At 61.7% G+C, this 22,866-nt stretch carries 22 protein-coding genes; 18 read left to right on the top strand and 4 right to left on the bottom strand.

Features of this window, described 5'->3' with window-relative positions; genetic code table 11:
• Positions 1-36: 36 nt before the first annotated feature.
• From BLW50_RS07545 to BLW50_RS07500, 10 genes are all read left to right on the top strand, one after another.
• A complete protein-coding gene (locus BLW50_RS07545) occupies positions 37-726 on the top strand; it encodes a protein-L-isoaspartate O-methyltransferase family protein (protein WP_090699779.1) in 690 nt (229 codons plus the stop codon).
• Between the two features lie 151 nt (positions 727-877).
• Positions 878-2,308 (top strand): TolC family outer membrane protein, encoded by a 1,431-nt coding sequence (locus BLW50_RS07540; RefSeq protein WP_244544160.1) that lies wholly within the window; start codon positions 878-880, stop codon positions 2,306-2,308.
• A 226-nt stretch (positions 2,309-2,534) separates the two neighbouring features.
• Complete coding sequence (locus tag BLW50_RS07535) at positions 2,535-3,254, top strand: PopZ family protein (RefSeq protein ID WP_170850038.1); 720 nt, start codon at positions 2,535-2,537, stop codon at positions 3,252-3,254.
• A 151-nt stretch (positions 3,255-3,405) separates the two neighbouring features.
• Positions 3,406-6,192 carry a valine--tRNA ligase gene (locus tag BLW50_RS07530; RefSeq protein WP_090699775.1) on the top strand — a complete coding sequence of 929 codons (2,787 nt, stop codon included), beginning with the start codon at positions 3,406-3,408 and terminating at the stop codon, positions 6,190-6,192.
• A gap of 316 nt (positions 6,193-6,508) precedes the next feature.
• Complete coding sequence (locus tag BLW50_RS07525) at positions 6,509-7,042, top strand: MarR family winged helix-turn-helix transcriptional regulator (protein ID WP_090699771.1); 534 nt, start codon at positions 6,509-6,511, stop codon at positions 7,040-7,042.
• A 20-nt stretch (positions 7,043-7,062) separates the two neighbouring features.
• The gene (locus tag BLW50_RS07520) at positions 7,063-7,791 is read left to right on the top strand and encodes a class II aldolase/adducin family protein (protein ID WP_090699767.1); all 729 of its coding nucleotides are present in this window, start codon (positions 7,063-7,065) and stop codon (positions 7,789-7,791) included.
• 122 nt (positions 7,792-7,913) lie between these two features.
• A complete protein-coding gene (locus tag BLW50_RS07515; protein ID WP_090699763.1) occupies positions 7,914-9,314 on the top strand; it encodes a 2-hydroxycarboxylate transporter family protein in 1,401 nt (466 codons plus the stop codon).
• A 124-nt stretch (positions 9,315-9,438) separates the two neighbouring features.
• Positions 9,439-10,227, top strand: a complete 789-nt coding sequence (locus tag BLW50_RS07510) for an alpha/beta fold hydrolase (protein WP_090699759.1) — start codon at positions 9,439-9,441, stop codon at positions 10,225-10,227.
• Positions 10,224-11,387 carry an LLM class flavin-dependent oxidoreductase gene (locus BLW50_RS07505; RefSeq protein ID WP_170850037.1) on the top strand — a complete coding sequence of 388 codons (1,164 nt, stop codon included), beginning with the start codon at positions 10,224-10,226 and terminating at the stop codon, positions 11,385-11,387. The genes BLW50_RS07510 and BLW50_RS07505 overlap by 4 nt, the downstream gene beginning before the upstream one ends.
• Before the next feature lie 34 nt (positions 11,388-11,421).
• Positions 11,422-12,294 carry an alpha/beta hydrolase gene (locus BLW50_RS07500; RefSeq protein WP_090699753.1) on the top strand — a complete coding sequence of 291 codons (873 nt, stop codon included), beginning with the start codon at positions 11,422-11,424 and terminating at the stop codon, positions 12,292-12,294.
• Positions 12,295-12,370: 76 nt separating this feature from the next.
• Here BLW50_RS07500 and BLW50_RS07495 read toward each other — a convergent pair whose 3' ends face one another.
• The 3 genes from BLW50_RS07495 to BLW50_RS07485 form a co-directional block, all read right to left on the bottom strand.
• On the bottom strand, positions 12,371-13,675 hold the full coding sequence (locus BLW50_RS07495; protein WP_090699750.1) for a Rieske 2Fe-2S domain-containing protein: 1,305 nt from the start codon (positions 13,673-13,675) through the stop codon (positions 12,371-12,373).
• A gap of 305 nt (positions 13,676-13,980) precedes the next feature.
• Entirely contained in the window at positions 13,981-14,583 is a 603-nt protein-coding gene (mobA, locus tag BLW50_RS07490) for a molybdenum cofactor guanylyltransferase MobA (RefSeq protein ID WP_090699747.1), read from the bottom strand.
• A 7-nt stretch (positions 14,584-14,590) separates the two neighbouring features.
• Entirely contained in the window at positions 14,591-15,712 is a 1,122-nt protein-coding gene (locus BLW50_RS07485) for an Mrp/NBP35 family ATP-binding protein (RefSeq protein ID WP_090699744.1), read from the bottom strand.
• A gap of 248 nt (positions 15,713-15,960) precedes the next feature.
• Here BLW50_RS07485 and BLW50_RS07480 point away from each other — a divergent pair, with 248 nt between their 5' ends.
• From BLW50_RS07480 to BLW50_RS07455, 6 genes are all read left to right on the top strand, one after another.
• Positions 15,961-16,722: an SIMPL domain-containing protein gene (locus BLW50_RS07480; RefSeq protein ID WP_170850036.1), complete on the top strand. Its 762-nt coding sequence runs from the start codon at positions 15,961-15,963 to the stop codon at positions 16,720-16,722.
• 134 nt (positions 16,723-16,856) lie between these two features.
• Positions 16,857-17,123, top strand: coding sequence for a hypothetical protein (locus tag BLW50_RS07475; protein ID WP_090699738.1), 267 nt, complete (start codon positions 16,857-16,859; stop codon positions 17,121-17,123).
• Positions 17,124-17,229: 106 nt separating this feature from the next.
• Positions 17,230-17,730 carry a molybdopterin-guanine dinucleotide biosynthesis protein B gene (gene mobB / locus BLW50_RS07470; RefSeq protein ID WP_090699735.1) on the top strand — a complete coding sequence of 167 codons (501 nt, stop codon included), beginning with the start codon at positions 17,230-17,232 and terminating at the stop codon, positions 17,728-17,730.
• Between the two features lie 31 nt (positions 17,731-17,761).
• Complete coding sequence (locus BLW50_RS07465; RefSeq protein ID WP_090699731.1) at positions 17,762-18,007, top strand: sulfurtransferase TusA family protein; 246 nt, start codon at positions 17,762-17,764, stop codon at positions 18,005-18,007.
• Positions 18,004-18,384 carry a gamma-butyrobetaine hydroxylase family protein gene (locus BLW50_RS07460; RefSeq protein ID WP_090699727.1) on the top strand — a complete coding sequence of 127 codons (381 nt, stop codon included), beginning with the start codon at positions 18,004-18,006 and terminating at the stop codon, positions 18,382-18,384. The genes BLW50_RS07465 and BLW50_RS07460 overlap by 4 nt, the downstream gene beginning before the upstream one ends.
• 30 nt (positions 18,385-18,414) lie before the next feature.
• Entirely contained in the window at positions 18,415-19,236 is an 822-nt protein-coding gene (locus BLW50_RS07455) for a phosphatase PAP2 family protein (RefSeq protein WP_090699724.1), read from the top strand.
• Here BLW50_RS07455 and metC read toward each other — a convergent pair.
• Positions 19,214-20,398, bottom strand: coding sequence for a cystathionine beta-lyase (metC, locus tag BLW50_RS07450; RefSeq protein WP_090699721.1), 1,185 nt, complete (start codon positions 20,396-20,398; stop codon positions 19,214-19,216). The genes BLW50_RS07455 and metC overlap by 23 nt on opposite strands.
• A 218-nt stretch (positions 20,399-20,616) precedes the next feature.
• Here metC and BLW50_RS07445 point away from each other — a divergent pair, with 218 nt between their 5' ends.
• Together BLW50_RS07445 and BLW50_RS07440 are read left to right on the top strand one after the other, a co-directional pair.
• The gene (locus BLW50_RS07445) at positions 20,617-21,657 is read left to right on the top strand and encodes an amino acid ABC transporter substrate-binding protein (protein ID WP_090699718.1); all 1,041 of its coding nucleotides are present in this window, start codon (positions 20,617-20,619) and stop codon (positions 21,655-21,657) included.
• A gap of 21 nt (positions 21,658-21,678) precedes the next feature.
• Positions 21,679-22,863, top strand: a complete 1,185-nt coding sequence (locus BLW50_RS07440) for an amino acid ABC transporter permease (RefSeq protein WP_090699715.1) — start codon at positions 21,679-21,681, stop codon at positions 22,861-22,863.
• The last annotated feature ends 3 nt before the right edge of the window (positions 22,864-22,866 follow it).

Here is a 22,866-nt window from a genome sequence, read left to right as displayed (position 1 = left end):
CCGGACCAGGCTGTCCCCTTATTGCTCGGGTTGAAAATGCAGGATCCTCAGGCCGTTCCCACCATCGAAGCCTTGCGGCAGACGATGGTTGATTGCCAGTTGCGCACGTTCGACATCACCAATCGTGAAGTCCTGGCAGCGGCGCTTGAAGTGCCGCGCGAGGTTTTCGTGCCGGGTGTCGCCGCCGCCGTCGTCTACAGCGACCGTATGCTGGACATTCCGGGCGGTCAGGGCAGGGCGATGCCCGCGCCGATGATCGTGGCCCGCCTGCTACAGGCTGCCGACCTCAAGCCGCAGGATAAGGTCCTCGTGGTGAGTTCGGGCACGGGTTACACCGCCGCCCTGGTAAGCCGGCTCGCCGGCACCGTCGTCGCCCTCGATAGCGAGGCCGCGCTGACCGCTGCCGCGACCGCGAATTTCGCCCGAATCGGTGCCGGGAACGTCCAGGCTGTCACCGGCGCTCTGGCCGACGGCGTGGCCGCGCAGGCGCCCTATGACGTGATCATCGTCGATGGGGCTCTCGAGGCCGAGCCCGAGGCGCTGTTTGGACAGTTGGGTGAGGGCGGTCGGCTCTATGCCGTCGTGCTGCCGGAAGGGGCCGCGGGTTGGCGCGGTAAGGCCACGGTTTTTGAGAAGAATTCCGGGCGGATCGGCAGCCGGACGCTGTTTGATGCCGCCGCCAAGCCGCTCGACGCGTTCCGCCGAAAAGCGGTATTTAGTTTTTAAATGAGTGATTTGTGTCGCATTTTTGCGTCACCACGGAAAAATAGCGGTTGGGGTGAACCGCGACCGTTTAAAAAGTCGTAATCTGTCACGAACTAGCGATGCGAAACTTAAAGAAGCGGTTACTGTCGCCGCTTGGGCAAAGAGGTCAATCTTGATTCCGTCGGTCGAACGTTCGTATGACGTGAAGGCGAAGCGTCCTGTCTTGGGGGGCGTCTCGACGCGCCTGTTGTTGGCGCTGTCGATGGTCGCAGCATCCGGGGGGCTTATCCCGGTGAGTGCGGAAACAATTTCCGGCGCGTTGTCGCGCGCCTACGTCAACAGTCCTGATCTCAATCAGCAGCGCGCCGCCACGCGTGCCGTTGACGAGAACGTGCCGCGGCAGACATCCGGCTATCGGCCGACGATCACGGGGCAGGCCCAGGCCGGTGCCGCGTTTCAAGGTTCGAACGCCACGGGCCGCCCCATTCAGACCCATACGACCCCCGGCTCGTTCGGACTGAGCGTCACCCAGAATATTTGGAACGGTAATCGCACCATCAACGGTGTGCGCCAGGCCGACTCGCAGGTTTTGCAGTCGCGCGAACAATTGCGCCAGAGTGAGCAGCAGCTGCTCTCCAATGCCGCCGCGTCTTATATGAACGTGTTGCGCGACACGGCGACCCTCAATCTCAACAACAACAACGTCGAGGTGCTGGCCGAGCAACTGCGTCTGACGCAGGACCGCTTCAAGGTCGGCGAAGTGACGCGCACCGACGTCGCGCAGGCGGAAGCCGCTCTTGAGCAAGGCCGCGCCAACGCCATCGTCTCTCAGGCGACGCTGCAGACGTCTTTGGCCGCTTATCGGCAGTTCATCGGCGTCGATGCCAAGAGCCTCGATCCGGCGCGTCCGCTCGATCGCGCCGTCCCCCGTTCGCTCAATGATGCAATCAACCGCGCCCAGGGTGAGCATCCGCTGATCCAGGCGGCCCTGCACAATGTTGATGTCGCGGCGCTCGCCGTGAAGATCAACGAAGGGGCGCTGATGCCGACGGTGGGTGTCACCGGCAGCGTCAACCGTCTCTATGAGCAGCAGGGCATTGTCGGCATGCATGCGACGCAGGCGTCCATCGTCGGCTCGCTCTCCATGCCGCTCTATGATGGCGGCCTTAGCTACTCTTCCATTCGCCAGTCGAAGGAATTGCTCGGCCAGGCCCGTCTGCAGGCCGATTTGCAGCGTGATCAAGTACGTGCCCAGGTCGTCTCCGCCTGGGGGCAGTGGGAAGCTTCGGCGCGCGTCATACAGTCGACCCAGGCCGCCGTCCGCGCCGCTGAGATCGCGCTGAACGGCGTGCGTGAGGAAGCCAAGGTCGGCCAGCGCACAACGGTCGAAGTGTTGAACCAGCAGCAGGCTCTGTTGCAGTCGCGCGTCAACCTGATCTCGGCGCAACGCGATCGCGTCGTCAATTCCTACGTTCTGGTGTCGGCGGTCGGCCAGCTCTCGGCCAGTTCGCTGGGGCTGCGCGTCAATACCTACAACCCAAGCATTCACTACGACCAGGTGAAGGGTAAGTGGTTCGGCACCGGGACGCCGGACGGGCGCTGAAGACATACCGCATCTCCCGTGACGCGGGAGATGCGCCTGCTCGGTGAAGAGAGCTTCCTGAGTGAAGAGGGCTTGCCGGTGCCCTGAGACCGGATCAATCTATCCTTGCAACGAATCATTCTGTGGGCTGCGGCGTTTGAGCCCCCATGCGGGCTGATGTCCAGGCACGTGGGCGTGTAGGCTGCGCCGCAGTATGAAACGGTTCGAGACAAGGAAGCGGCCGGCCATGAATGCGATTCCAGCGCCCCAGAGTGCCCAGTCTGCGGCCTCTTCCAAGGCCGGTAGTGATCCGACGATGGAGGAAATCCTCGCCTCGATCCGGCGCATCATCGCCGATGATCAGGTGCTGCCGCTGACGCCGCGTCCGGCCCGTCCGACGCTGGTCGAGCCGCCGCCGGCACAAGCGCCAGCCGCCGAAGTTCGATCGCCTGAAGTATCTGCCGCCAAGCCCGCCGCTGCCAAGCCCACCGCCGCAGCCAAGGTGGCAGCAGAGCCCGTCGTCGCCGAACCCGAAATTGCCGATGACGACATGTCCTGGCTTGAGGAGGCGGCGCTGCCGTTGCGCGCGTCGATCGTCGAACAGCCGGCCGTGGTGCCGCCGCCGCGCATCCGCCGGGTCAGCGACGAGGACTTCATCCGCACGGTGAATGAGGGTCGCTCCGAGCCAAGGACGGAGCCAAGAACAGAGCAAAGAACGGAACCGCGCAAAATCCGCTCTGAGCCGACGGTTCAGCCGCTGTTGTCAGCAGAAACCAACGCCAGTGTCGCCACCGCCTTCCAGTCGTTGGCGCAATCGGTCCTGCTGCGCGATCCAGGCGTGATGGAGAATATGGCGCGTGACCTGCTGCGGCCGATGCTGAAGCAATGGCTCGACGACAATCTGCCGCCTCTGGTCGAACGCTTGGTTCGGGCCGAGATCGAGCGGGCGGCGCGCGGCGGCCGCTAAGGCAAATTTAGCCGGGATATCCATTTTGACGCGTCTTTGAGGTGTTTGACCCGGTCAAGCCGCAAAACGCGATGGTTGACTTTGCCGGCATCGCCCTGTTTCTGACGGCTTTCCTGACATAGTCTAGGCGAAAGCCGGAGCAGCGCATTTCATGATGGACAAGACATTCGACCCCGGCGCGGTGGAAGACCGCGTCGCGCGGACCTGGGACGATGCACAGGCCTTCCGGGCCGGCCGGCCGGAACGGGCCGATGCGCCGCCGTTCTCAATCGTCATTCCGCCGCCCAATGTCACGGGCTCCCTACATATGGGGCATGCCCTCAACAATACGCTGCAGGACATTCTGGCCCGCTTCGAGCGCATGCGCGGCAAGGATGTGTTGTGGCAGCCGGGCACCGACCATGCTGGCATCGCCACGCAGATGGTGGTCGAGCGGCAACTCGCCGAACGCCAGCAGCCGGGTCGACGCGACATGGGCCGCGAAGCCTTCCTCGCCCGTGTCTGGGAATGGAAAGCCGAATCCGGCGGCACCATCGTCAACCAGCTGAAGCGCTTGGGCGCCTCCTGCGACTGGAGCCGCGAGCGCTTCACCATGGACGAGGGCCTGTCGAAGGCCGTCGTCAAAGTGTTCGTCGAACTGCATCGTCAGGGCCTGATCTACAAGGACAAGCGGCTGGTCAATTGGGACCCGAAGCTGCTGACCGCCGTTTCCGATATTGAAGTGGTGCAGGTCGAGACCAAGGGCAATCTCTGGCACTTCAACTATCCGGTCGAAGACGCGATCTACGATCCGGAAAATCCACTGACCTTCATTACCGTGGCGACGACGCGGCCGGAGACCATGCTGGGGGACACCGCGGTCGCGGTGCATCCAGACAATGTGAAGCTCGGTCATTTCATCGGCCGTCGTGTGGTGCTGCCGCTGGTCGGCCGCACCATCCCTGTCGTTGCCGATACCTATGCTGATCCGGAGAAGGGCACTGGCGCGGTGAAGATCACGCCGGCCCATGACTTCAACGATTTCGAGGTCGGCAGGCGGCACGATCTGCCGCTCATCAACATTTTCGATCAGGAAGCCAAGCTCACCCTGCGCGACAATGCCGACTTCCTCGAAGGCGTGCCCGAGAGCGCCGATCTCGATGCGGTCCTGGCGCTGGACGGCAAGGATCGCTTCGAGGCGCGCAAGCTCATCGTTGCGATGATGCAGGAGCGCAACCTGTGTCCGGCGATCGAGCCGAACGCGCATACCGTGCCGCACGGCGATCGCTCCAACGTGGTGATCGAGCCGTGGCTGACCGATCAATGGTATGTTGATGCCAAGACCCTGGCGCAGCCGGCGATCGCTGCCGTGCGCGACGGGCGCACCCAATTCGTGCCGAAGAATTGGGAGAAGACCTTCTTCGAATGGCTTGAGAACATTCAACCCTGGTGCATTTCGCGCCAGCTCTGGTGGGGCCATCAGATCCCGGCCTGGTATTCGGCTTGGGGCGGTGTCTATGTTGCCGAGACCGAGGAAGAGGCTGTCACGCAGGCGCTCGCCGATGCGGTGACGCGCGAGGTCTATGACGATGTCGAGGCCGGCCGGATCGCACAGGATCCGGACCAGTGGAAGACATTGCTGACCCGCGACGAGGATGTGCTCGATACCTGGTTCTCTTCGGCTCTGTGGCCGTTCTCGACGCTCGGCTGGCCCGGCGAAGACGAGACCTTCGCCAAGCGCTTCTATCCGACAAGCGTGCTCGTCACCGGCTTCGACATCATCTTCTTCTGGGTTGCCCGGATGATGATGATGGGCCTGCATTTCATGGGCGAAATTCCCTTCCGCGATGTCTACATGCACGCTCTCGTCCGCGACGAGAAGGGCGCCAAGATGTCGAAGTCGAAGGGCAACGTTATCGATCCGCTGAACCTCATCGACACCTATGGCGCCGATGCGCTGCGTTTCACCCTGGCCGCCATGGCGGCGCAGGGGCGCGACATCAAGCTGGCGACGCAACGTGTCGAGGGCTATCGCAATTTCGCGACCAAGCTCTGGAACGCCTCGCGTTTCGCCGAGATGAACGGCTGTGCCCGTGTCGCTGGTTTTGATCCGGCGACCGTGCAGGAGACGTTGAACAAGTGGATCATCGGCGAATTGGCGCGGGCCACCGGTGAAGTCACCACGGCGATCGAATCCTATCGCTTCAACGAAGCGGCGGCGGCGGTCTATCGCTTCGTCTGGAACATTTTCTGCGACTGGTATCTCGAACTGGGCAAGCCGGTGTTGCAGGCTGACGACGACAGCGCGGCCAAGACGGAGACGCGCGCCACCACCGCCTATGTGATCGACGAAATCGCCAAACTGCTGCATCCGTTCATGCCCTTCATCACCGAAGAGTTGTGGGCGATCAAAGGGGCGGAAGGTCCCAAGCGCGAGAGCGTGTTGGCCCTGGCGGCCTGGCCCACCAACGTCACCGCCGGCGATGATGCGGCGGAAGCCGAGATCGGTTTCGTTGTCGACCTCGTGTCGGAAGTGCGCTCGGTGCGCGCCGAGATGAACGTGCCGGCTGGCGCGCAAATGCCGCTTGTCCTCACAGGCGCCGATGCGGAAGTGCGGCGACGGGCAGGGGCGTGGGACGCGATGATCAAGCGTCTGGCGCGTCTCTCGGATATTTCCTTCGCCGATGCACCGCCGCCGGAATCGGCGCAGATGATCGTGCGTGGCGTCGTCGCAGCCTTGCCGCTCGCCGGCGTTGTCGATCTTGCTGCTGAGAAAGTTCGTCTCACGAAGGAGATCGCCAAGGAAGAAGGCGAAGTCCGCCGGGTCGATGGCAAACTCAATAACGCCGATTTCGTGCGCCGTGCGCCCGAAGAAGTGGTTGAGGAAAATCGCGAGCGGCGCGAAGAGGCGCTCTCGCGCATCGCTAAATTGAAGGCGGCGCTGGAACGCCTGCAGTAATCCTCTCTTAGAAACGCGCGCGCCCTGTCGCTGATGGGGCGCGCATGTGTCTGTGATTACAGCGCTTCGCATGTAAAACCCTGCCGCAAACCTTGCCACGTCCACATTGCGTTGCTGATTCATCAATTGGCTTTACAGACGGTTCGCTGCTAGCATTGCCTGACAACAATGACGCCGACATCGGCGCGGGAGGAAGTCAAAGGCCGGGTGGACCGCGTGTGGGCGCTGTTCCTGAGGTCACGCTGGCTGAGTAGGCATAGGCTTATGGCCATGCCCCCTGCGACGAGCCGGTTTCAAATCAGACTTGGGAACGGGAATGTCCGAACGTAATCTGCGGGCCGATGGCAGCGAGAAATTGACGACGCGTTCGATGGCCGGCCCTTTCACGCCCCGCGACGAGACGGTTGGTTTTCTCTTATGGGACGCGCGTCGCGCCGTGGCGCGTGAGTTCGATCGCACATTGGCGCTCCATGGGCTGCGCAATGGCTTATTCTCCGTATTGCGTGTTCTCTGGGACGCGGACAGTCTGACGCAATCGGAAATCGCCCGGCGTAGCTGCCTGACCGGCCCGACCATTGTTGGTGTCGTCGCGCAGCTCGAAAACCAGGGCCTGATCGTGCGTACCCCATGTCCCACCGACAGTCGCAAACGCAACATCGAGCTCACCGAGGAAGGACAACGGCTGCGCTCCGTTGTCCTGCCGTTGATTGAAGATAATTCGGACCAGGCATTGGCCGGCTTCACGAATGCTGAACGACAACAGCTAAGTGACATGCTGCGGCGGATCCGCGCCAATTTCGCGGTTGACGACGACGACCTGGTCGACGAAACCGGTCGGGACAACACCTAACGAAATCTTGGGAGGACAGGATGACCGGCCTTACCGCCGTGATCGAAGATCTCGTCACGGCCAATCGCGTTCTTGCCCGCGAGAATATTCTCGATTCCTTCGGCCATATCAGCGCCCGCAACCCGGACAATCCGCAGCAATATCTGCTGTCGCGCGCCCGTGCTCCCGATTGCATCGAGGAAGCGGACATCATGACCTTCGATCTCGATGGCACGGCGGTGAGCCCAGGCGATCGCAAGCCCTATCTCGAACGGTTCATCCATGGCGCCATCTACGAAGCGCGCCCCGATGTGCATGCGATCATTCATAGCCACGCGGCCAGCATCATTCCCTATGGTGTCACCGGCTGGCGGATGAAGCCGATCATGCACATCTGCTCGGCCATCGGCAAAGACGTGCCGATCTGGGATTCCAGCGATAAGTTCGGCGACACCAATCTGCTCGTCGCCGATATGGTCATGGGCCGCGACCTCGTGCGCACGCTCGGCGACGGCATCACGGCGCTGATGCGCGGCCATGGCTGCGTGGTCGCGACCCGCAACATCCGACTGTCGGTGTTCACCGCGATCCAGCTCGAACTCAACGCCAAGCTGATCCGCGAGTCGATGCCCTTGGGCCAGATCAAATATCTGACCGAAGGCGAGGTCGAGCGCATCCTGGCTGGAATGTCGTCCTATACCTGGGAACGGGCGTGGGAGAACTGGTGCAAGCGCGCCGGGCGACCCTATGTCGGTCAAATCGTCGGCTGATTATCTTAGGAACCTTGCCTCTGGAAAACGGCGGACGGCGGCATCGCCGTCCGCTTGTTGACAGGGGCGCGGGTTCCGGCGCCAATGGGAGACGTGTAGGGCAGAAATAGGAGGAGGCGGGCATGTCACCTCATGAGGTTGGCGGACTGGCATCCCCCGTATCCGGCGTCGCGGAAGCGCCGGCTAGCGCTCCTGACATCGCGCGGCGTTTCTGGCCTGAAGGCTGGTGGCGGGTGGTCAATCTGCGGATTGGGATCATCCCGGTTCCGATCTACGTGCTTCTGATCCTGTTGATCGCCGCCCTGTCCTATACCGGCGAGATGAAGTCCGACGGACCGACGATGATCGTCGTCCTGGTGGTCGGAGGCTTCACCTGTGCCGAAATCGGCAAGCGTCTGCCGGTTCTGCGCAGCATCGGCGCGGGCGCCATTTTCGCCACCTTCATTCCCTCGGCGCTGGTTTTTTATCATCTCATTCCAGCGAAGATGGAAAAGTCGATTATCGACTTCACCGCCTCGACCAACTTTCTCTATCTTTTCATCGCCTCGATCATCGTCGGCAGTATCTTTTCCATGGATCGCGATGTGCTGATCCGCGGCTTCCTGAAAGTCTTCGTACCGCTCGCGATCGGCTCCGTCCTGGCGGCGATCGTCGGAACGGTCGTCGGAACGGCCCTTGGCCTGGGCGCTCATCACACCTTCTTTTACGTGGTGGCGCCGATCATGGCCGGCGGTGTCGGCGAGGGGGCGATCCCACTTTCGATCGGCTATGCGGCGCTGACCGGCGTATCGCAAGGCGAGGTTTTCGCGCAGGTGCTGCCGCCGGTGATGCTGGGCAGTTTGACCGCGATCCTGCTGGCCGGTGCGCTGAATTTCGTCGGCAAGAAATATCCGTCGCTCACCGGCAACGGCCGGTTGCAGCCGCATACAGGCGAGGATACCGCCCCGCCGATCGATGACGGGGACGAGGGCCCGAAACACGATGTCGGCCATGTCGATGTCGGAACCATTGCCGCCGCCGGCCTGACGGCGCTGACGCTCTATCTGCTCGGCGTGATGAGTTACCATCTAATCGGCTTGCCAGCGCCGGTGGCGATGCTGTTCTTCGCCGTTCTGGCGAAACTGTCGCGCGCGGTGTCGCCGCAACTCGAACAGGGCGGCATGGTGGTCTATGAGTTCGTGCGCACCAACATGACCTATCCGCTGCTGTTTGCCATCGGCGTGGCGATGACCCCGTGGGACAAGTTGGTGGCGGCCTTTCACCTCGCTAATATCATCACCATCGTGTCGACTGTGGTGACCATGGTGGCGAGCGGCTTCGTCATCGGGCGCTACATGAACATGTATCCGATCGAAACCGCCGTCGTGAATGCCTGCCACAGTGGGCAGGGCGGCACCGGCGATGTGGCGATCCTCACAGCCGCCAATCGCATGCAGCTGATGCCCTTCGCGCAGATCGCCACGCGCATCGGCGGCGCCGTGACTGTCACGATGGTTTTGCTGATCCTGGGCTATTTCAAATAGCAGGGAGCGATGAACGGAAGGCCGGCGACGATTGATCGTTGGCCGCCCTAGTTGAACCATCAGCCCAAGCGTGACTATAAAGGTCGCACGCGCGCCAGCGCGATAACGAACACGGGGAGGAAACGTGTCGCCGGTAGAGAGCCACATCGATCTCGACGACTGCCGCATCAAGGTTTTGCGCGCCGGGCAGGGAACGCCACTGGTGTTTCTACGGGGCACGGATGCATCCGACGACTGGCAGCCCTATCTCGACGAACTGGCGCGCCGCTTCGACGTGATCGTGCCGGAACATCCTGGTTTCGGCGGCCAGCCGAAGCCGAAATGGCTCGATCGCATCGCCGACTATTCCAATTTCTATCTCGATCTCCTCGATCGGCTGGACCTGAAGGATGTCCATCTTGTCGGCCACGGCATGGGTGGCTGGATCGCGGCGGAACTCGCCACGCGCGACACCCGCTGTATTGCCTCGCTCACTTTGGTCGACGCCCAAGGCCTCTGGCTCGATGGCGTGCCGACCCTCGACACCTTCCTGTGCACGGAAGAGCAGGCGATCGCCGATCTCTTCCATGATCCGAAACTGGCCGAGGCCGAGACAGCGCGGCGGCTCACGCCGGAGAGCGAGGACATGCGCCTGAACAATCAGGTTGTCATCGCCCAAACCACCTGGCAGCCACGTGGCTATGATCCGCATTTGCGCAAATGGCTGCATCGCATCGACGTGCCGACCTTGATCGTCTGGGGCGCCGAGGACCGTCTGTTGCCGCAAGCCTATGCGCAGGAATGGGGCAAAATCATTCCCGGCGCGCAGGTGGAAATCATCGCCGCTTGCGGACACGTGCCGCCGATCGAGAAGCCAGCCGAGTTCGTGCGTCTCATTTCCGATTTCGCCGCCGCCGAGAGGGCCGCCGCATGAAAATCTTCAACTTCCACCTGATGCCCTATGCCCATGCCGATCTTGAAGCGATCAAGCGTCTCGGCACGTCATGGATGACCTATCCGAACAGCTATTACGATCCAAAAAAGGGCGCCGATCTCTATCACGAATATCTCGACCAGCTCGAATTCGCCGACGAGATTGGTTTCGATGGCGTCGCCGTCAACGAGCATCATCAGACCGCCTATGGCATGATGCCGGCACCTGGCGTTCTGGCCGGCGCACTGGCGCGACGCATCAAGAACGGCAAGCTGGCGATCCTCGGTCGCGCTCTGCCGCTCGTCAGCAATCCGCTGACGATAGCCGAAGAATTCGCCATCCTCGACAATCTAACGCGCGGCCGCTTCATCGCCGGCTTCGTGCGCGGCATCGGCGTCGAATATCACACCATGGGCATGAACCCGGCGGAATCGCAGGAGCGTTTCCTGGAGGCGCATGACCTGATCATCCAGGCCTGGACGCGGCCGGGGCCGTTTGCCTTCGAGGGCAAATATTACAAGTTCAAATATGTGAACCCATGGCCGCAGCCCTATCAGGATCCGCATCCGCCTATCTTCACGCCCTCGTCGGGTTCTCTCTCGACCATTCGCTGGGCGGCGCAGCACCGATACACCTATTGCCAGACGCTGGCGCCGATTGCTTCCGTGGCACAGACTTTCAGGCTCTATCGCGAGGAGGCCGACAAGTTTGGCTATCAAGCGACGCCAGAACAATTCGCCTGGTCGAATGCGATCTATGTCGCCGAGAGCGACGAGAAGGCGCTGCGTGATGTACGTCCGCATCTCGAAGCCTATGCCAATGAATTCCTCACCCGCGATCCGGTGATGATGGCGCCGCCGGGTTATACCAGCGTGGAATCGATCAAGCGCATGCGCGCGTTGAAAAGCTTCATGACGGGCCGCTCGACGGCCGAAGACATGATCGCGCGCGGCATCGTCATCGTCGGTAGCCCGAACACGGTGCGCGAGAAGCTGGCGCAGTATCAGGATATGGCAGGCTTTGGTATTTCCCTCACCAAGACCCAGTTCGGCACCATGCCGCATCAGATGGTGCAGGAAAACCAGATCGCCATCGCCAAGGAAGTTCTGCCCTATTTCAAGGATCGTATGCCGCAGCCAACCAAAGCGGCCGCCGAATAAGTTTCCGGAAAGTTTTTCAAGGAGAGTTCTGTCTATGACTTCAATGCCTGATGATATCCGCAAGGCCATTCCGCCGCTCGGGCAGAATGCCGCGCCAGAAAATGCGTCTACGATCCGTAAGCTCTACGCGCCGCTCGTCGACGGCGTGATGAACGGTGTCGAAATGAAGCTCGACATCGCCTATGGCGATCATGAGCGCCAGAAGCTCGACGTCTATTGGAAAGCCGGCGGCACCGGCAAGCCCGTCTTCATCTACATTCCCGGCGGCGGTTTCGTCGGCGGCGACAAGCGCTCCGATCCGGTGTTCTACGGCAATATCGGCGGCTGCGTGGCGCGCGAAGGCATGGTTGGCGTCGTCGCCAATTATCGCCTGGCGCCGGAAGCGAAATGGCCGTCCGCCGCTAAGGACATCGAAAGCGCGGTGAAATGGGTGAGAGCCCATGCCAGCGAATTCGGCGGCGATCCCAACAAGATCGTCATCATGGGCCATTCAGCTGGCGCCGCCCATGTGGCGACCTTCCTGTTCGATCCCGATATCAAGGGCGGCGAGATCGTCGCCGGCGGCATGCTCTCAAGCGGCCCTTACGAAGTGCGCAAGGACGAGAGCCGCGACAATGTGCTGGCCTATTTCGGCACCGACACGGGCCAGTTCGATCGTCGTTCGTCGATCCACTACGTGGCGCAGAGCAAAGTGCCGGTTGCCGTCTCCATCGCCGAATATGATCCGCAGCATCTGATCACGCCGGGCTTCGAGATGGCCCATGCGCTGACCTTGCGCGACGGCAAGAGCCCACGCATCCGCTGCTTCGACGGCCACAACCATTTCTCGACGGTCGCCAGCATGGGCAGCAAGGACGACGACTTCGCCAAGGTCGCCCTCGAGTTCATTCGTACCTGCACGGGCTGAACCCGCTCGTTGGGTGAGCGCGGCGGCTGTTGAATGCCTGGCCGCGCTCACAATTCGATCAAGCGTTGGCGCGCCGTTAAAGCGGTGCGCCAGCCTCCAGAAGCGGCGCCTGCTCGCGGATGTGCACATCTTTCTCGAGAAGTGTTGAAAAGGAGCGGATGTTGAACAACTCCGGACGGTGGGGCATGGGCGGCTCCTTGCCATCAGCCAAAGCATTGGCGAGCGCGATAATCTGGCGACGGAAGCGAATGATGGCCGAATCCGAGTGGCCAAGATTTTCCTTACTGCGATCGACCAGCGGGCCCATGCTTTCGACCACGGCCGCATCTTGATTTCGCACACCGGCGATGCCTGAATAGTTCACGCTGCGCTGACGCTCCTGGCTCCATTCGAACTTGTTCGACAGATTTTGAGCCGCGGTGAAATCATCGTGCAATTCGCCCCAGATGCCGGATTTGCCCATGAAGATCCGCTGGCGTTCGCTGAGCGCTTCGACATCGGAACTAAAGCCCCAGTTCCAAGTGTTGTAGTCATCGATGGGCACCCAGATATTGCCATATGTGGGATTGGCGATGAATTCGCCCTTCTCCAGAGTGGGCGGGACCATTTGAAAACATGGCAGCATGAATTGCGTCACACGCCAGTAGTCCTTGTCCGCGTCGTCGAGATAGCGACGGGCCATGATGCGCAAGCCATAGTCGGTCTCGTCGACCGAGAATTCGGGGTACTGGCAGCCACCAGCATAACGTGCATGGGTAGAGCGAGGCTGACCTGCATTTGCGACAGGCTGACCGGCCTTTGCGAGATCTTTGAGGTCGCGATGCAGGAAAGAAATATGCGCTGAATCGATACCGCCCTCGAGCGCCTGGGCGTAGTTGCACGGCTGATAGCGTTTGATGATGGCGCTCTGCGATGCCGGAAAGCGCGTCCATTCGAACGCGGGAAATGGCGGCTTGGCTTCCGGGGGCCCCATGTAGACCCATACGGCGCCGCCGGCGACATGGGTTGGATAGGCCGTAATCTTCACTGTCTTTTTCACTTGGTCGAGGCGGCTTGGGGGCTCGGATGGCGCATCGAGCAACTCGCCGGTCACGCTGAATTTCCAGCCGTGATAGACGCAGCGCAGGCCGCACTCCTCGTTGCGTCCGTATTCGAGGCCGGCGCGCCGATGCGCGCAATAGGCGTCGATAACGCCGACCTTGCCTTCGGTATCGCGGAAGGCGACGAGGTCTTCGCCCAGAATGCGAAACTTAACAGGCGGTCCATCTGGCTTGGCGACTTCCTCTTCAAGCAACGCCGGAAGCCAGAACCTGCGAAACAATTCACCCATCTTTGTGCCAGGGCCGACACGGGTGAGAATTTCATTCAGATCGGAACGCATGGGCTATCCTCATTCTTCTAATTCTAAGATTGGGTTTCTAGGAAGCGTCTGTGCGGCTGTCGAGCGCCTCAGCTACCAATTGCAAAAAAAGCAATGAACGAGGCCGCCACGTTCGCTTCATGATCCCGCTGACAGGCGGACGGATTGCTCCCTCAAGACCAGGAGCGTTTCACGTTTTGAAGGAAACAAGCGGCGGTGTTGAACAAGCTCGCCAGGATAGCGCGTCATCGTCGGAGATCCGACGTCACGCCGTCAATGCGGACGAAGCGCCGCAATCCAGCGCCGCTTGCTTCAACCAGATTATTTCAGCGCAGCCGGAGGATGGCGTCGTTCAGATCGTCTGGCGTGTTGGCATTGAAAAACGGGTCGAAGGGTTCCGTCGGCCAGTCGAGCTGTTTGTGTCGATAGCGCTCGATCCAGGTGACGAGCCGGCGCGTGCCGCCAGATATCAGGTGCGCGCGCAGATCCTCGCGCAAAGCAACGCGCCACAACGCCACTGTCGGATGCAGATGCTCGCCGCTGCCAGCAACGACGATGTCCATGTCGTCACGCGCGTTCCAGAGCCGCTTCGCCAAATCATCGGGCAGGAACGGGCAATCGACCGGTGCGGTCAGCACATAGGTATCGTCAGGGTAGGTCGTCGCGCACCAGTCCATGGCGGCGAGAATGCCGGCGAGAGGGCCGGGAAAATCCGGCACGGTGTCGGCGAGAACAGGCAGGGCGAAGGCTTGGAAGCCCGCCGGGTCGTCGTTGCTGTTGATCGCCACCGCGTGGCATTGCGGCGCGAGCCGCGCAATCACATGGGCGATGAGCGGCTTGCCTGCTAATGTGGCGAAGGCTTTCTCGCCCCCCATGCGCCGTGCCTGGCCGCCGGCCAGCACCACGGCGCAGACCGCCGACGTGTTCATGCCAGGCTCACTCAATAACGATGCGCGGCGCCGCGCGATTGGCGGCCTTGCCAGAGAGCGCGGCGGCCACCGCTTGCGCCACCGCCAGATAGGCTTTGGCATGCGGTCCTTCGGGCGCGGTGGCGACCACCGGGCGGCCCTCGTCGGAGGTCTCGCGAATTTCCATATGCAGCGGGATTTCGCCGAGGAAGGGCACGCCGAGCTTTTCGGCTTCGCGCCGCGCGCCGCCATGGCCGAAGATCGGCGAGATATGGCCGCAGTTCGGGCAGCAGAAGGTCGCCATGTTTTCGACCACGCCGAGCACGGGCACATTGACCTTCTCGAACATGGCGACGCCGCGTCGCGCGTCGATCAAGGCAAGATCCTGCGGCGTCGAGACGATGACAGCGCCGGCGAGCGGCGTCTGCTGAGCCAAGGTGAGCTGGGCGTCGCCTGTACCTGGCGGCATGTCGACGACCAAAACATCGAGTTCACCCCAGGCGACATCGCGCAGCAGCTGGGTGATCGCCGACATGACCATCGGGCCGCGCCAGATCATCGCCTGTGATTCATCGACCAGGAAGCCAATCGACATCACCTTGATGCCGAACTTTTCGTGCGGGATGATTTTGCGGTTGCCATCGATCGCGGGCTTGCCGGTGAGGCCGAAGAGTTTGGGCTGCGACGGGCCGTAAATATCGGCGTCAAGCATGCCGACCTTGAGGCCGGTTGCCGCCAGGCCGAGCGCCAGATTGCAGGCGGTGGTCGATTTGCCGACACCGCCCTTGCCGGAGGCCACCGCGATGATGTGGTGCACGCCGGGAATGCCGGCGGCCCGGGTGGTGGCCGGAGACGGTTTCGACGGCCGCAGCCGCGTCTCGTCATCGGGTGCGCGCGGCGCCGCAGCCTTTTCGGCGGTGAGGCCGACGAGAACCTGGGTGACGCCGGGCAGGGCGCCGGCGGCGCGCTCGGCCGCCATGCGCACGCCCTCGAAGGCTCTGGCTTCCTCGGGCGACACGGAAATGGCGAAAATCACCTTGCCCTCGCGGGCGACGATATTGGTCAGCCGACCGGAGGCGGAGAGCGGCGAGCCGTCAGGCAGGGCCACATGGGCGAGCGCGGCGCGGATATCAGCTTCGGTAATGGCCAAGATGGGCTCCAGTCAGACACAGCCGTTTGCTCTCTGACCTAAATAGGAACGATCGGAGGATTGCAAATGGGGGCTCCTGTTTCAGAAGCCAGTGCATTCTCTCATCTTCGGGCGGCGTGGGGACCGTTCTTTTTCGCTGAGATGACAGAATCTTACCAGTGATAACATTTGCGCTCAGGAGAAAAGACGGCACAAAGCCGCCATAGATGATCGCGACATTTGTTCGTCCTCAGAAGGGTGAGACAAACATGACGTCGCTCAAGCTTTCCGTTTTAGGTGCAGCTTTGCTGGCTTCGCTCAGCGCATCCGTCGCGGTGAAGGCGCAAACCATCGCAACCGTCTCGAAAGATACGTTTCCCCAAATTACGATTACGGGGACAGCCGCCGCGCGGGAGAAGCCGGATATCGCGCGCATTCGTTTGGGCATACGCATCGAGCGTCCGAGTGCAAAAGAAGCGACCGATGAAACCTCTCGTATAGCGGGCGCAGTCGTCTTGGCTTTACGTGGGCAGAGGATCGCAGATCTCGACATTCGGACTACGAATTCGAGTGTAGCGCGCAACTACGACATCGAATATGGGCCGGACCGACGGGAAATCTCGCGCAAGCCCCGCGGCTTCGTCGCGCAACATCATTTCAGCATTCAGGTCCGAGATATCGACAAGGCGGGCGCTCTCGTGCGGCTGGCGCTCGATAAAGGGGCGAACGAATATGACGGTACAGACTTCCTTCTGGAGAAGCGAGAGGAGCGGCAACTGGCCCTCAATAACGAAGCTCTGCGCAAAGCCCGGACACAGGCCGAATCCTATGCCGCGACCTTGAACGTGAAGTTGGGACGTCTGGTTGCTGTTTACGAAGGTGCGCCGCCGGTCGAGCCCGAAGGCTATGCCGATTTGCCACGAAGGGCGCCGACGCCGAATCCGCTAGGTGCGCCCATCCCGTTGGAGCCTGGAGAGGTCACCGTAAAGGCCACGATGTCGGCCACCTGGGAGCTTGCTCCCACAAACTAATCGCGAGCGGGGAGGGCAAGACGAGCCCATGCAAATGGGAGAGTCGAAGGCCCCGAGATGAGGATGCCAAGTAATTGTTTTCGATTCAGTTTCTGAGCTAATCTTGCCGCAGGACTTAAGGGGAGCCGCGGCACGTGGAAAAGATCACCGGTAAGGTATTCAAAGGGCAGCGTGTGAATATCGACGGAAGGCACTTTTCCAATTGCAAATTTGAGAACTGCACACTGGTTTTCGCCGGGAAGGATGTCTTCTCGTTTGACGGGAATGATCTGAATACCACGACAATTGAGTTTGACGGGGCAGCGGGCAGAACCCTGGCGGCGCTTCAAGCTCTTGCTGAGCCAGGTTCTGGTTTTTCGGAAATCGTGAAGCAGTCTTTTCCGAAGTTGTTTGCCGTTTGAGATTGGCCCGGCGAAGCCAACGTATCCCCACCTTTAGCCGTCCAAGCCGGTTCGTCGCCGACGCCACCGCCTTGCCGCTCGCGCCGCTGCCGGTTACGGGAAGAATATGAAAGCAATCGGATTTGCCGGGTGGAGCGGGGCGGGCAAGACGACGCTCATCGAGCGGGTGATCCCGGCACTGCGGGCAGGAGGCCTCAGCGTTTCGACGATCAAGCATGTCCACCACAAGGTCGAACTCGATACGCCGGGGAAGGATTCCTGGCGCCATCGCCAGGCTGGGGCTGGCGAAGTGCTCGTCATCTCCGGTTCGCGCTGGGCGCTGATGCACGAAATTCAGGGCGATGAGCCGCCGCTGGAAGAACTTTTGGCGCGGATGAGCCCGGTCGATCTGGTGCTGATCGAGGGGTTCAAAACCGCGCATGTGCCGAAAATCGAGGTTTTTCGGGCGGCAAACGGCAAACCATCGCTCTATCCCGACGATCCTCATGTCGTGGCCATCGCGGCAGACACCGCCCTTGCGGACACCGGCCGGCCGGTCGTGGCGCTCGACGATATCGAGGCCGTCGCCGATCTGGTGCGGCGCTTCGCCAAACCCATAGCAAGTTGACCGCCGCGCCCGCCGCTGCCATGTCAACCTCATGACCTCGCATCTGCTTGATTTGAGCGGCTTGAAATGCCCGATGCCGGCGCTGCGCACCCGCAAGGCGCTGCGCCGCCTGACGCCAGGGCATGAAATCGAGGTCACGTGCACCGATCCAATGGCGGCAATCGACGTGCCGAACGTGGTTCGCGAGGCGGGGGACGAATTGATCGAGACCATACAACGCGACAGCGCCCTGGTGTTTCGTATTCGCAAGCTGGATCAACAGCAGGTGCGCTCATGAGCGCGGCAAAGGACATCTGGCCCACCGAAATCCGTCTGTCGCAGGACCGCAAGGCGCTGACGGTCAGTTTCGAGGATGGTGCCACCTATACGATCAGCGCCGAACTGCTGCGTGTCTGCAGTCCGTCGGCCGAGGTGCGGGGCCATTCTGAGGCCGAGCGCAAGACCGTCGGCGGCAAGCGCGACGTGATGATCGCCAAGGTCGATCCGGTCGGTAATTACGCGGTACGGCTGACCTTCTCCGATCGCCACGACAGCGGCATATTCTCATGGACTTATCTCGCCGAACTCGGCGCCGAGGCGGATGTCAAATTCGCCACCTATCAGGCTGAGCTTGCCGCCAAGGGGCTCGATCGGGACCATCCGGGTCAGAAATAGAGCCAAAAGTAGAATCGAAACATAGGACAGATGACGGCAACGCCCCTCGACCTCGCCCCGCAGCCGAAATCCGGACAGAACCTGATGCTGCCGGCGCGCGCCTTCGTCAGCCGCTGGAAAGGGCCACGCACCGATCTCGCCCCGGTTCCGACCGTCGCTTATGGACTGGTCGCGGCTTGGATCGTCGCCATGGTCGCCGTGGCGCTTCTCCTCGATGTCGAAATTTCTAGATATGCCGATACTTTACCGCCAATCTTTCGAGTGATCTTTGAGAAAGTCACCCGGATCGGCACATCTGGCTATGTTTTCGCCGCAACCGTTCTAGGCTGCCTGGCCGCACTCGTGGTTTACGTGCGCCGACGGGGGCTGGACCGCGCCCGCGCCGGCCTGGTCGCGGCCCGAGCCTTCTACTTGTTCGCGGTATGCGCGGTCTCTGGCCTGGCGTCGGTGATCATCAAACAGCCGATCGGCCGGCCACGTCCGTTCCTGATCGATACCTACGGCCCGTTCGGTTTTCATCCCTTCGTCTTCAACGCGAAGTTCGCCAGTTTCCCCTCCGGCCATACCATCACCGCCTTCGCCATGGCGGTCGCGATCGGCTTCCTCGCGCCCCGGCTGCGCACGCCGCTGCTCATCGTTGCCGTTCTGGTAGCGATCTCGCGGCTCGTGCTGGGATCGCACTACCTGTCGGACACGATGGGCGGCGCGTTGATCGGCATTCTCTCGGCCGTCATCCTGCGGCGGCTGTTCGCGCGCCGTCGCATCGTCTTTGAAGCAGACGGGGGCCGGATCGTCCCACGTCTGCTGCCGCGCCGCCGGCAGGCGACGACTACGCCTTCCGCAGCCGGCTGAAGCCGGCGTCAAGATCGGCTTGCAGGTCGGAGACGTCCTCGAGCCCGATCTGGAAGCGCAGCGCCGGTCCGCCCGGGTTCCACGGCGTGGCCGAGCGATAGGCCGAACAGTCGAAGGGAATGACCAGGCTTTCGAAGCCGCCCCAGCTGTAACCCATGCCGAACAGTTCGAGCCCGTCGAGCATGGCCGCGACAGCCGCGTCGGAGGCGGGATGCAGGATCACCGAGAACAGGCCGCTCGAACCGAGGAAGTCGCGCTTCCAGATGTCGTGACCGCGATGACCGGGCAGGGCTGGATGCAGCACCTCCTTCACCTCGGGCCGCGCCGCCAGCCAATGGGCCATGGCAAGGCCCTGGCGCTCGGCTTCCTTCAAGCGCAGCTCCATTGTGCGCATACCGCGCAGCGCCAGGAAGGCATCTTCCGGCCCGGCGCAGTTGGCGAAGAGATCGAAGGTTTCGCGCAGGCGTGGCCAATATTCCGCGTTGGAGGAGACGAGACCAAGCAACAGATCGGAATGGCCGGCGAGATATTTGGTGCCGGCCTCGATGGCGAGATCGACACCACGCTCGTGCGGCGGAAAGAACAGGGGCGTTGCCCAGGTATTATCCATGATGACGCAGATGCCGCGCTTCTTCGCTACCGCCGAGATCGCCGGGATGTCCTGCATCTCGAAGCTTTGCGAACCCGGTGCTTCGGTGAGAATGGCAGTGGTGTTGGGACGGATCAGATCGGCGATGCCAGAGCCGACGTAAGGGTCGAAATAGGTGGTCTCGACGCCCATGCGACGCAGATAGCGCTCGCAGAAGTTTCGTGTCGGCCGATAAGCGGAATCGGTGACGAGGATATGGTCGCCGGATTTGGTCACGGCTGAGAAAGCCAGCGCGATGGCGGCAAGGCCGCTTGGCGCCAGCACGGTGCCGTGCGCGCCGGCGAGTTCGCTCCAGGCGGTTTCGAGCGCTTCCGTCGTCGGATTGCCCTTGGTGCCGTAACTGAAGCGTTTTTTCGCGTCGTACAAATGCTCGACCGTCGGCGACAGCACGGTTGAGCCGCGATAGATTGGTGTGTTGACGAAACCGAACTGTTCCTCGGGCTGGCGCCCGGCATAGACGAGTTTGGTACGGGGCTTCAGACGGGCTTTTGTTTCTTTTGTGATTTTGCTCATGCCAAACGTTCTGCCAGTTCTGCCGAAGCGAAATTGCTATGGTTTTCCACTGCATTTGCCGTTTCGTACCCGGAAAGGTCAAGCGAACAGGTGACATATCCAGAATAGGCTTGACCCGTCTCGCTAAAACCGGATGAGATATCCGCATGTTGCACTGCGGCCGGAGGGTCGTGGATCCGTCAGAACACGTGAACCATTTGCCGGTGAGGAGCCGTCCCATGTCGCCTGTCCGTGCCATCCTGATCGCGGCCGCCGCCGGTGTCGCGCTCGCCGCCCAGATCGGCGCTGCCAGCGCCCAAGCGCCGGGCTCGAAGACGCTCGAACAAGTTAAGGCACGTGGCTTCCTGTCCTGCGGCACCGGCCCGGGCGTCGTCGGCTTCTCCATGCCCGATGACAAGGGCGCCTGGACCGGGCTCGACGTCGATTTTTGTCGCGGCATTGCCGCCGCCATTTTCAATGATTCCGAAAAAGTAAAATTCGTTCCTCTGACTGCGAAAGACCGCTTCACGGCGCTGCAGTCAGGCGAGGTCGACGTGCTGGCGCGCAACGGCACCTGGACGCTGTCGCGCGAGGCGGAACTGGGACTGCTGTGGGTTGGCGTCAACTATTATGACGGCCAGGGCTTCATGGTGCGCAAGAAGCTGAACGTCAATTCGGCGCTGGAATTGTCGGGCGCTTCGATCTGCGTGCAGCAAGGCACGACGACGGAGCTCAATCTTGCCGACTTCTTTCGCTCCAACAATATGAAATACGAAGTCGTCGCCTTTGCGACGTCGAACGAAGCGGTGAAGGCCTATGATTCCGGCCGCTGCGACGCGTTCACCACCGATGTCTCCGGCCTCTATGCCGAAAGGCTCAAGATGGCCAATGCGGATGAGCACATGGTGCTGCCGCAGATCATTTCGAAGGAGCCGCTTGGCCCCGCCGTCCGCCAGGGCGACGACCAATGGTTCAATCTGGTGAAATGGAGCCTGTTTGCGACGCTCAACGCCGAGGAACTGGGGATCACCAAGGCCAATGTGGACGAGCGCGCCAAATCCAACAATCCGGAGGTCAAACGTCTGCTCGGGACGGAAGGCGATTTCGGCAAGGCGCTGGGCCTGACCAGCGATTGGGCGGCACGCATCGTCAGAAGTGTCGGCAATTACGGCGAGATCTTCTCGCGGAATCTTGGTGAAAGCTCGCGACTGAAGATCGATCGCGGTTACAACAAGCTGTGGAACAAGGGCGGTATCCAATACGCGCCTCCCGTTCGCTGACGCGCACGGGGCGCGTCCCTGATGGCGGATAGGCATGAGGCCTCGCTGACGAGGCCGGCGCCGTGGAACGATCCACGCTGGCGCGGCGTGTTCTGGCAGATCCTGACCCTGGCCGTGATTGTCTGGCTGGCATGGCAAGCGATCGACAATGCGATCGTCAACATGCGGTCCCGTAACATTCCGACGGACTTCTCGTTCTGGAACCAGCCGGCTGGCTTTGACGTCAGCCAGGCCCTGGTGCCGTTCTCCTCAGCCTCCTCGACTTACGGACGCGCCTTTCTCGTCGGGCTGCTGAACACGCTTGTCGTGGCTGTCATCAGCATCGTCCTAGCCACCATCATCGGCTTCGTCATCGGCATCGCCAGGCTGTCGAACAATTGGATCGTGGCGCGTCTCGCAACCGTCTATGTCGAAGTCATCCGCAATACGCCGCTGCTGCTGCAATTGCTGTTCTGGTACAATGCGGTCTTGAAGGCGATGCCGGGGCCGCGTGACTCCATCGCGCTTCCCGGCAGCATCTTTCTCAACAATCGCGGCCTTGTGTTGCCTGAGCCGCTGGTCGGCCCGGGCTTTGCGTGGGTGGCCGGCGCGATCCTTCTGGCGTTGCTTCTGTCTTTCGCTTTTGCCATCTGGGCGCGGCGTCGGCAGACCGCGACCGGGGCGCGCTATCATACGTGGCCGGTGTTCGTTGGTTTGCTGATCGCGCTTGCTGGCGGCGCTGCCGCGTTACAAGGCGTGCCGGTCACCTTTATGCTGCCGGAGTTGCGCGGGTTCAATTTCACCGGCGCCCGCATCAATCCTGAATTCGTCGCTTTGGTGCTGGGCCTGTCGCTTTATGCCGCCGCCTTCATCGCGGAAATCGTTCGCGCCGGCGTCACCGCCGTACCACGCGGCCAGAGCGAAGCGGGCGAAGCCATCGGTCTTTCCCGCGGCGAGGTGCTGCGCCTCGTGGTCATTCCGCAAGCGCTGCGCATCATCGTGCCGCCGCTCACCAATCAATATCTCAACCTGATCAAGAATTCGTCGCTCGGCGTCTTCATCGGCTATCCGGATCTCGTGCAGATTTTCATGGGTACGGTGTTGAACCAGACTGGCGCGGCGGTTCAGGTCGTCATCATCACCATGGCGGTCTATCTGGTGATCTCCTTGGTCACATCGCTGGCGATGAACCTCTATGCGCGCCGCATCGCGCTGCAGGAGCGATGAGCC

Source organism: Beijerinckia sp. 28-YEA-48 (assembly GCF_900104955.1).
In the GTDB taxonomy this organism is placed as follows: Bacteria; Pseudomonadota; Alphaproteobacteria; order Rhizobiales; family Beijerinckiaceae; genus Terripilifer.
This window is presented reverse-complemented; position numbering and strand designations above follow the sequence as displayed.

Bases quoted from the DNA above. Each gene is read 5' to 3' on its own strand.
- BLW50_RS07530 (WP_090699775.1), top strand. From the start codon at position 3,406: ATGATGGACAAGACATTCGACCCCGGCGCGGTGGAAGACCGCGTCGCG.
- metC (WP_090699721.1), bottom strand. From the start codon at position 20,398: ATGAGCAAAATCACAAAAGAAACAAAAGCCCGTCTGAAGCCCCGTACC.
- BLW50_RS07465 (WP_090699731.1), top strand. From the start codon at position 17,762: ATGACCTCGCATCTGCTTGATTTGAGCGGCTTGAAATGCCCGATGCCG.
- mobB (WP_090699735.1), top strand. From the start codon at position 17,230: ATGAAAGCAATCGGATTTGCCGGGTGGAGCGGGGCGGGCAAGACGACG.
- BLW50_RS07520 (WP_090699767.1), top strand. From the start codon at position 7,063: ATGACCGGCCTTACCGCCGTGATCGAAGATCTCGTCACGGCCAATCGC.
- BLW50_RS07480 (WP_170850036.1), top strand. From the start codon at position 15,961: ATGACGTCGCTCAAGCTTTCCGTTTTAGGTGCAGCTTTGCTGGCTTCG.
- mobA (WP_090699747.1), bottom strand. From the start codon at position 14,583: ATGAACACGTCGGCGGTCTGCGCCGTGGTGCTGGCCGGCGGCCAGGCA.
- BLW50_RS07445 (WP_090699718.1), top strand. From the start codon at position 20,617: ATGTCGCCTGTCCGTGCCATCCTGATCGCGGCCGCCGCCGGTGTCGCG.
- BLW50_RS07535 (WP_170850038.1), top strand. From the start codon at position 2,535: ATGAATGCGATTCCAGCGCCCCAGAGTGCCCAGTCTGCGGCCTCTTCC.
- BLW50_RS07455 (WP_090699724.1), top strand. From the start codon at position 18,415: ATGACGGCAACGCCCCTCGACCTCGCCCCGCAGCCGAAATCCGGACAG.
- BLW50_RS07440 (WP_090699715.1), top strand. From the start codon at position 21,679: ATGGCGGATAGGCATGAGGCCTCGCTGACGAGGCCGGCGCCGTGGAAC.
- BLW50_RS07545 (WP_090699779.1), top strand. From the start codon at position 37: ATGCAGGATCCTCAGGCCGTTCCCACCATCGAAGCCTTGCGGCAGACG.
- BLW50_RS07500 (WP_090699753.1), top strand. From the start codon at position 11,422: ATGACTTCAATGCCTGATGATATCCGCAAGGCCATTCCGCCGCTCGGG.
- BLW50_RS07505 (WP_170850037.1), top strand. From the start codon at position 10,224: ATGAAAATCTTCAACTTCCACCTGATGCCCTATGCCCATGCCGATCTT.
- BLW50_RS07495 (WP_090699750.1), bottom strand. From the start codon at position 13,675: ATGCGTTCCGATCTGAATGAAATTCTCACCCGTGTCGGCCCTGGCACA.
- BLW50_RS07525 (WP_090699771.1), top strand. From the start codon at position 6,509: ATGTCCGAACGTAATCTGCGGGCCGATGGCAGCGAGAAATTGACGACG.
- BLW50_RS07515 (WP_090699763.1), top strand. From the start codon at position 7,914: ATGTCACCTCATGAGGTTGGCGGACTGGCATCCCCCGTATCCGGCGTC.
- BLW50_RS07460 (WP_090699727.1), top strand. From the start codon at position 18,004: ATGAGCGCGGCAAAGGACATCTGGCCCACCGAAATCCGTCTGTCGCAG.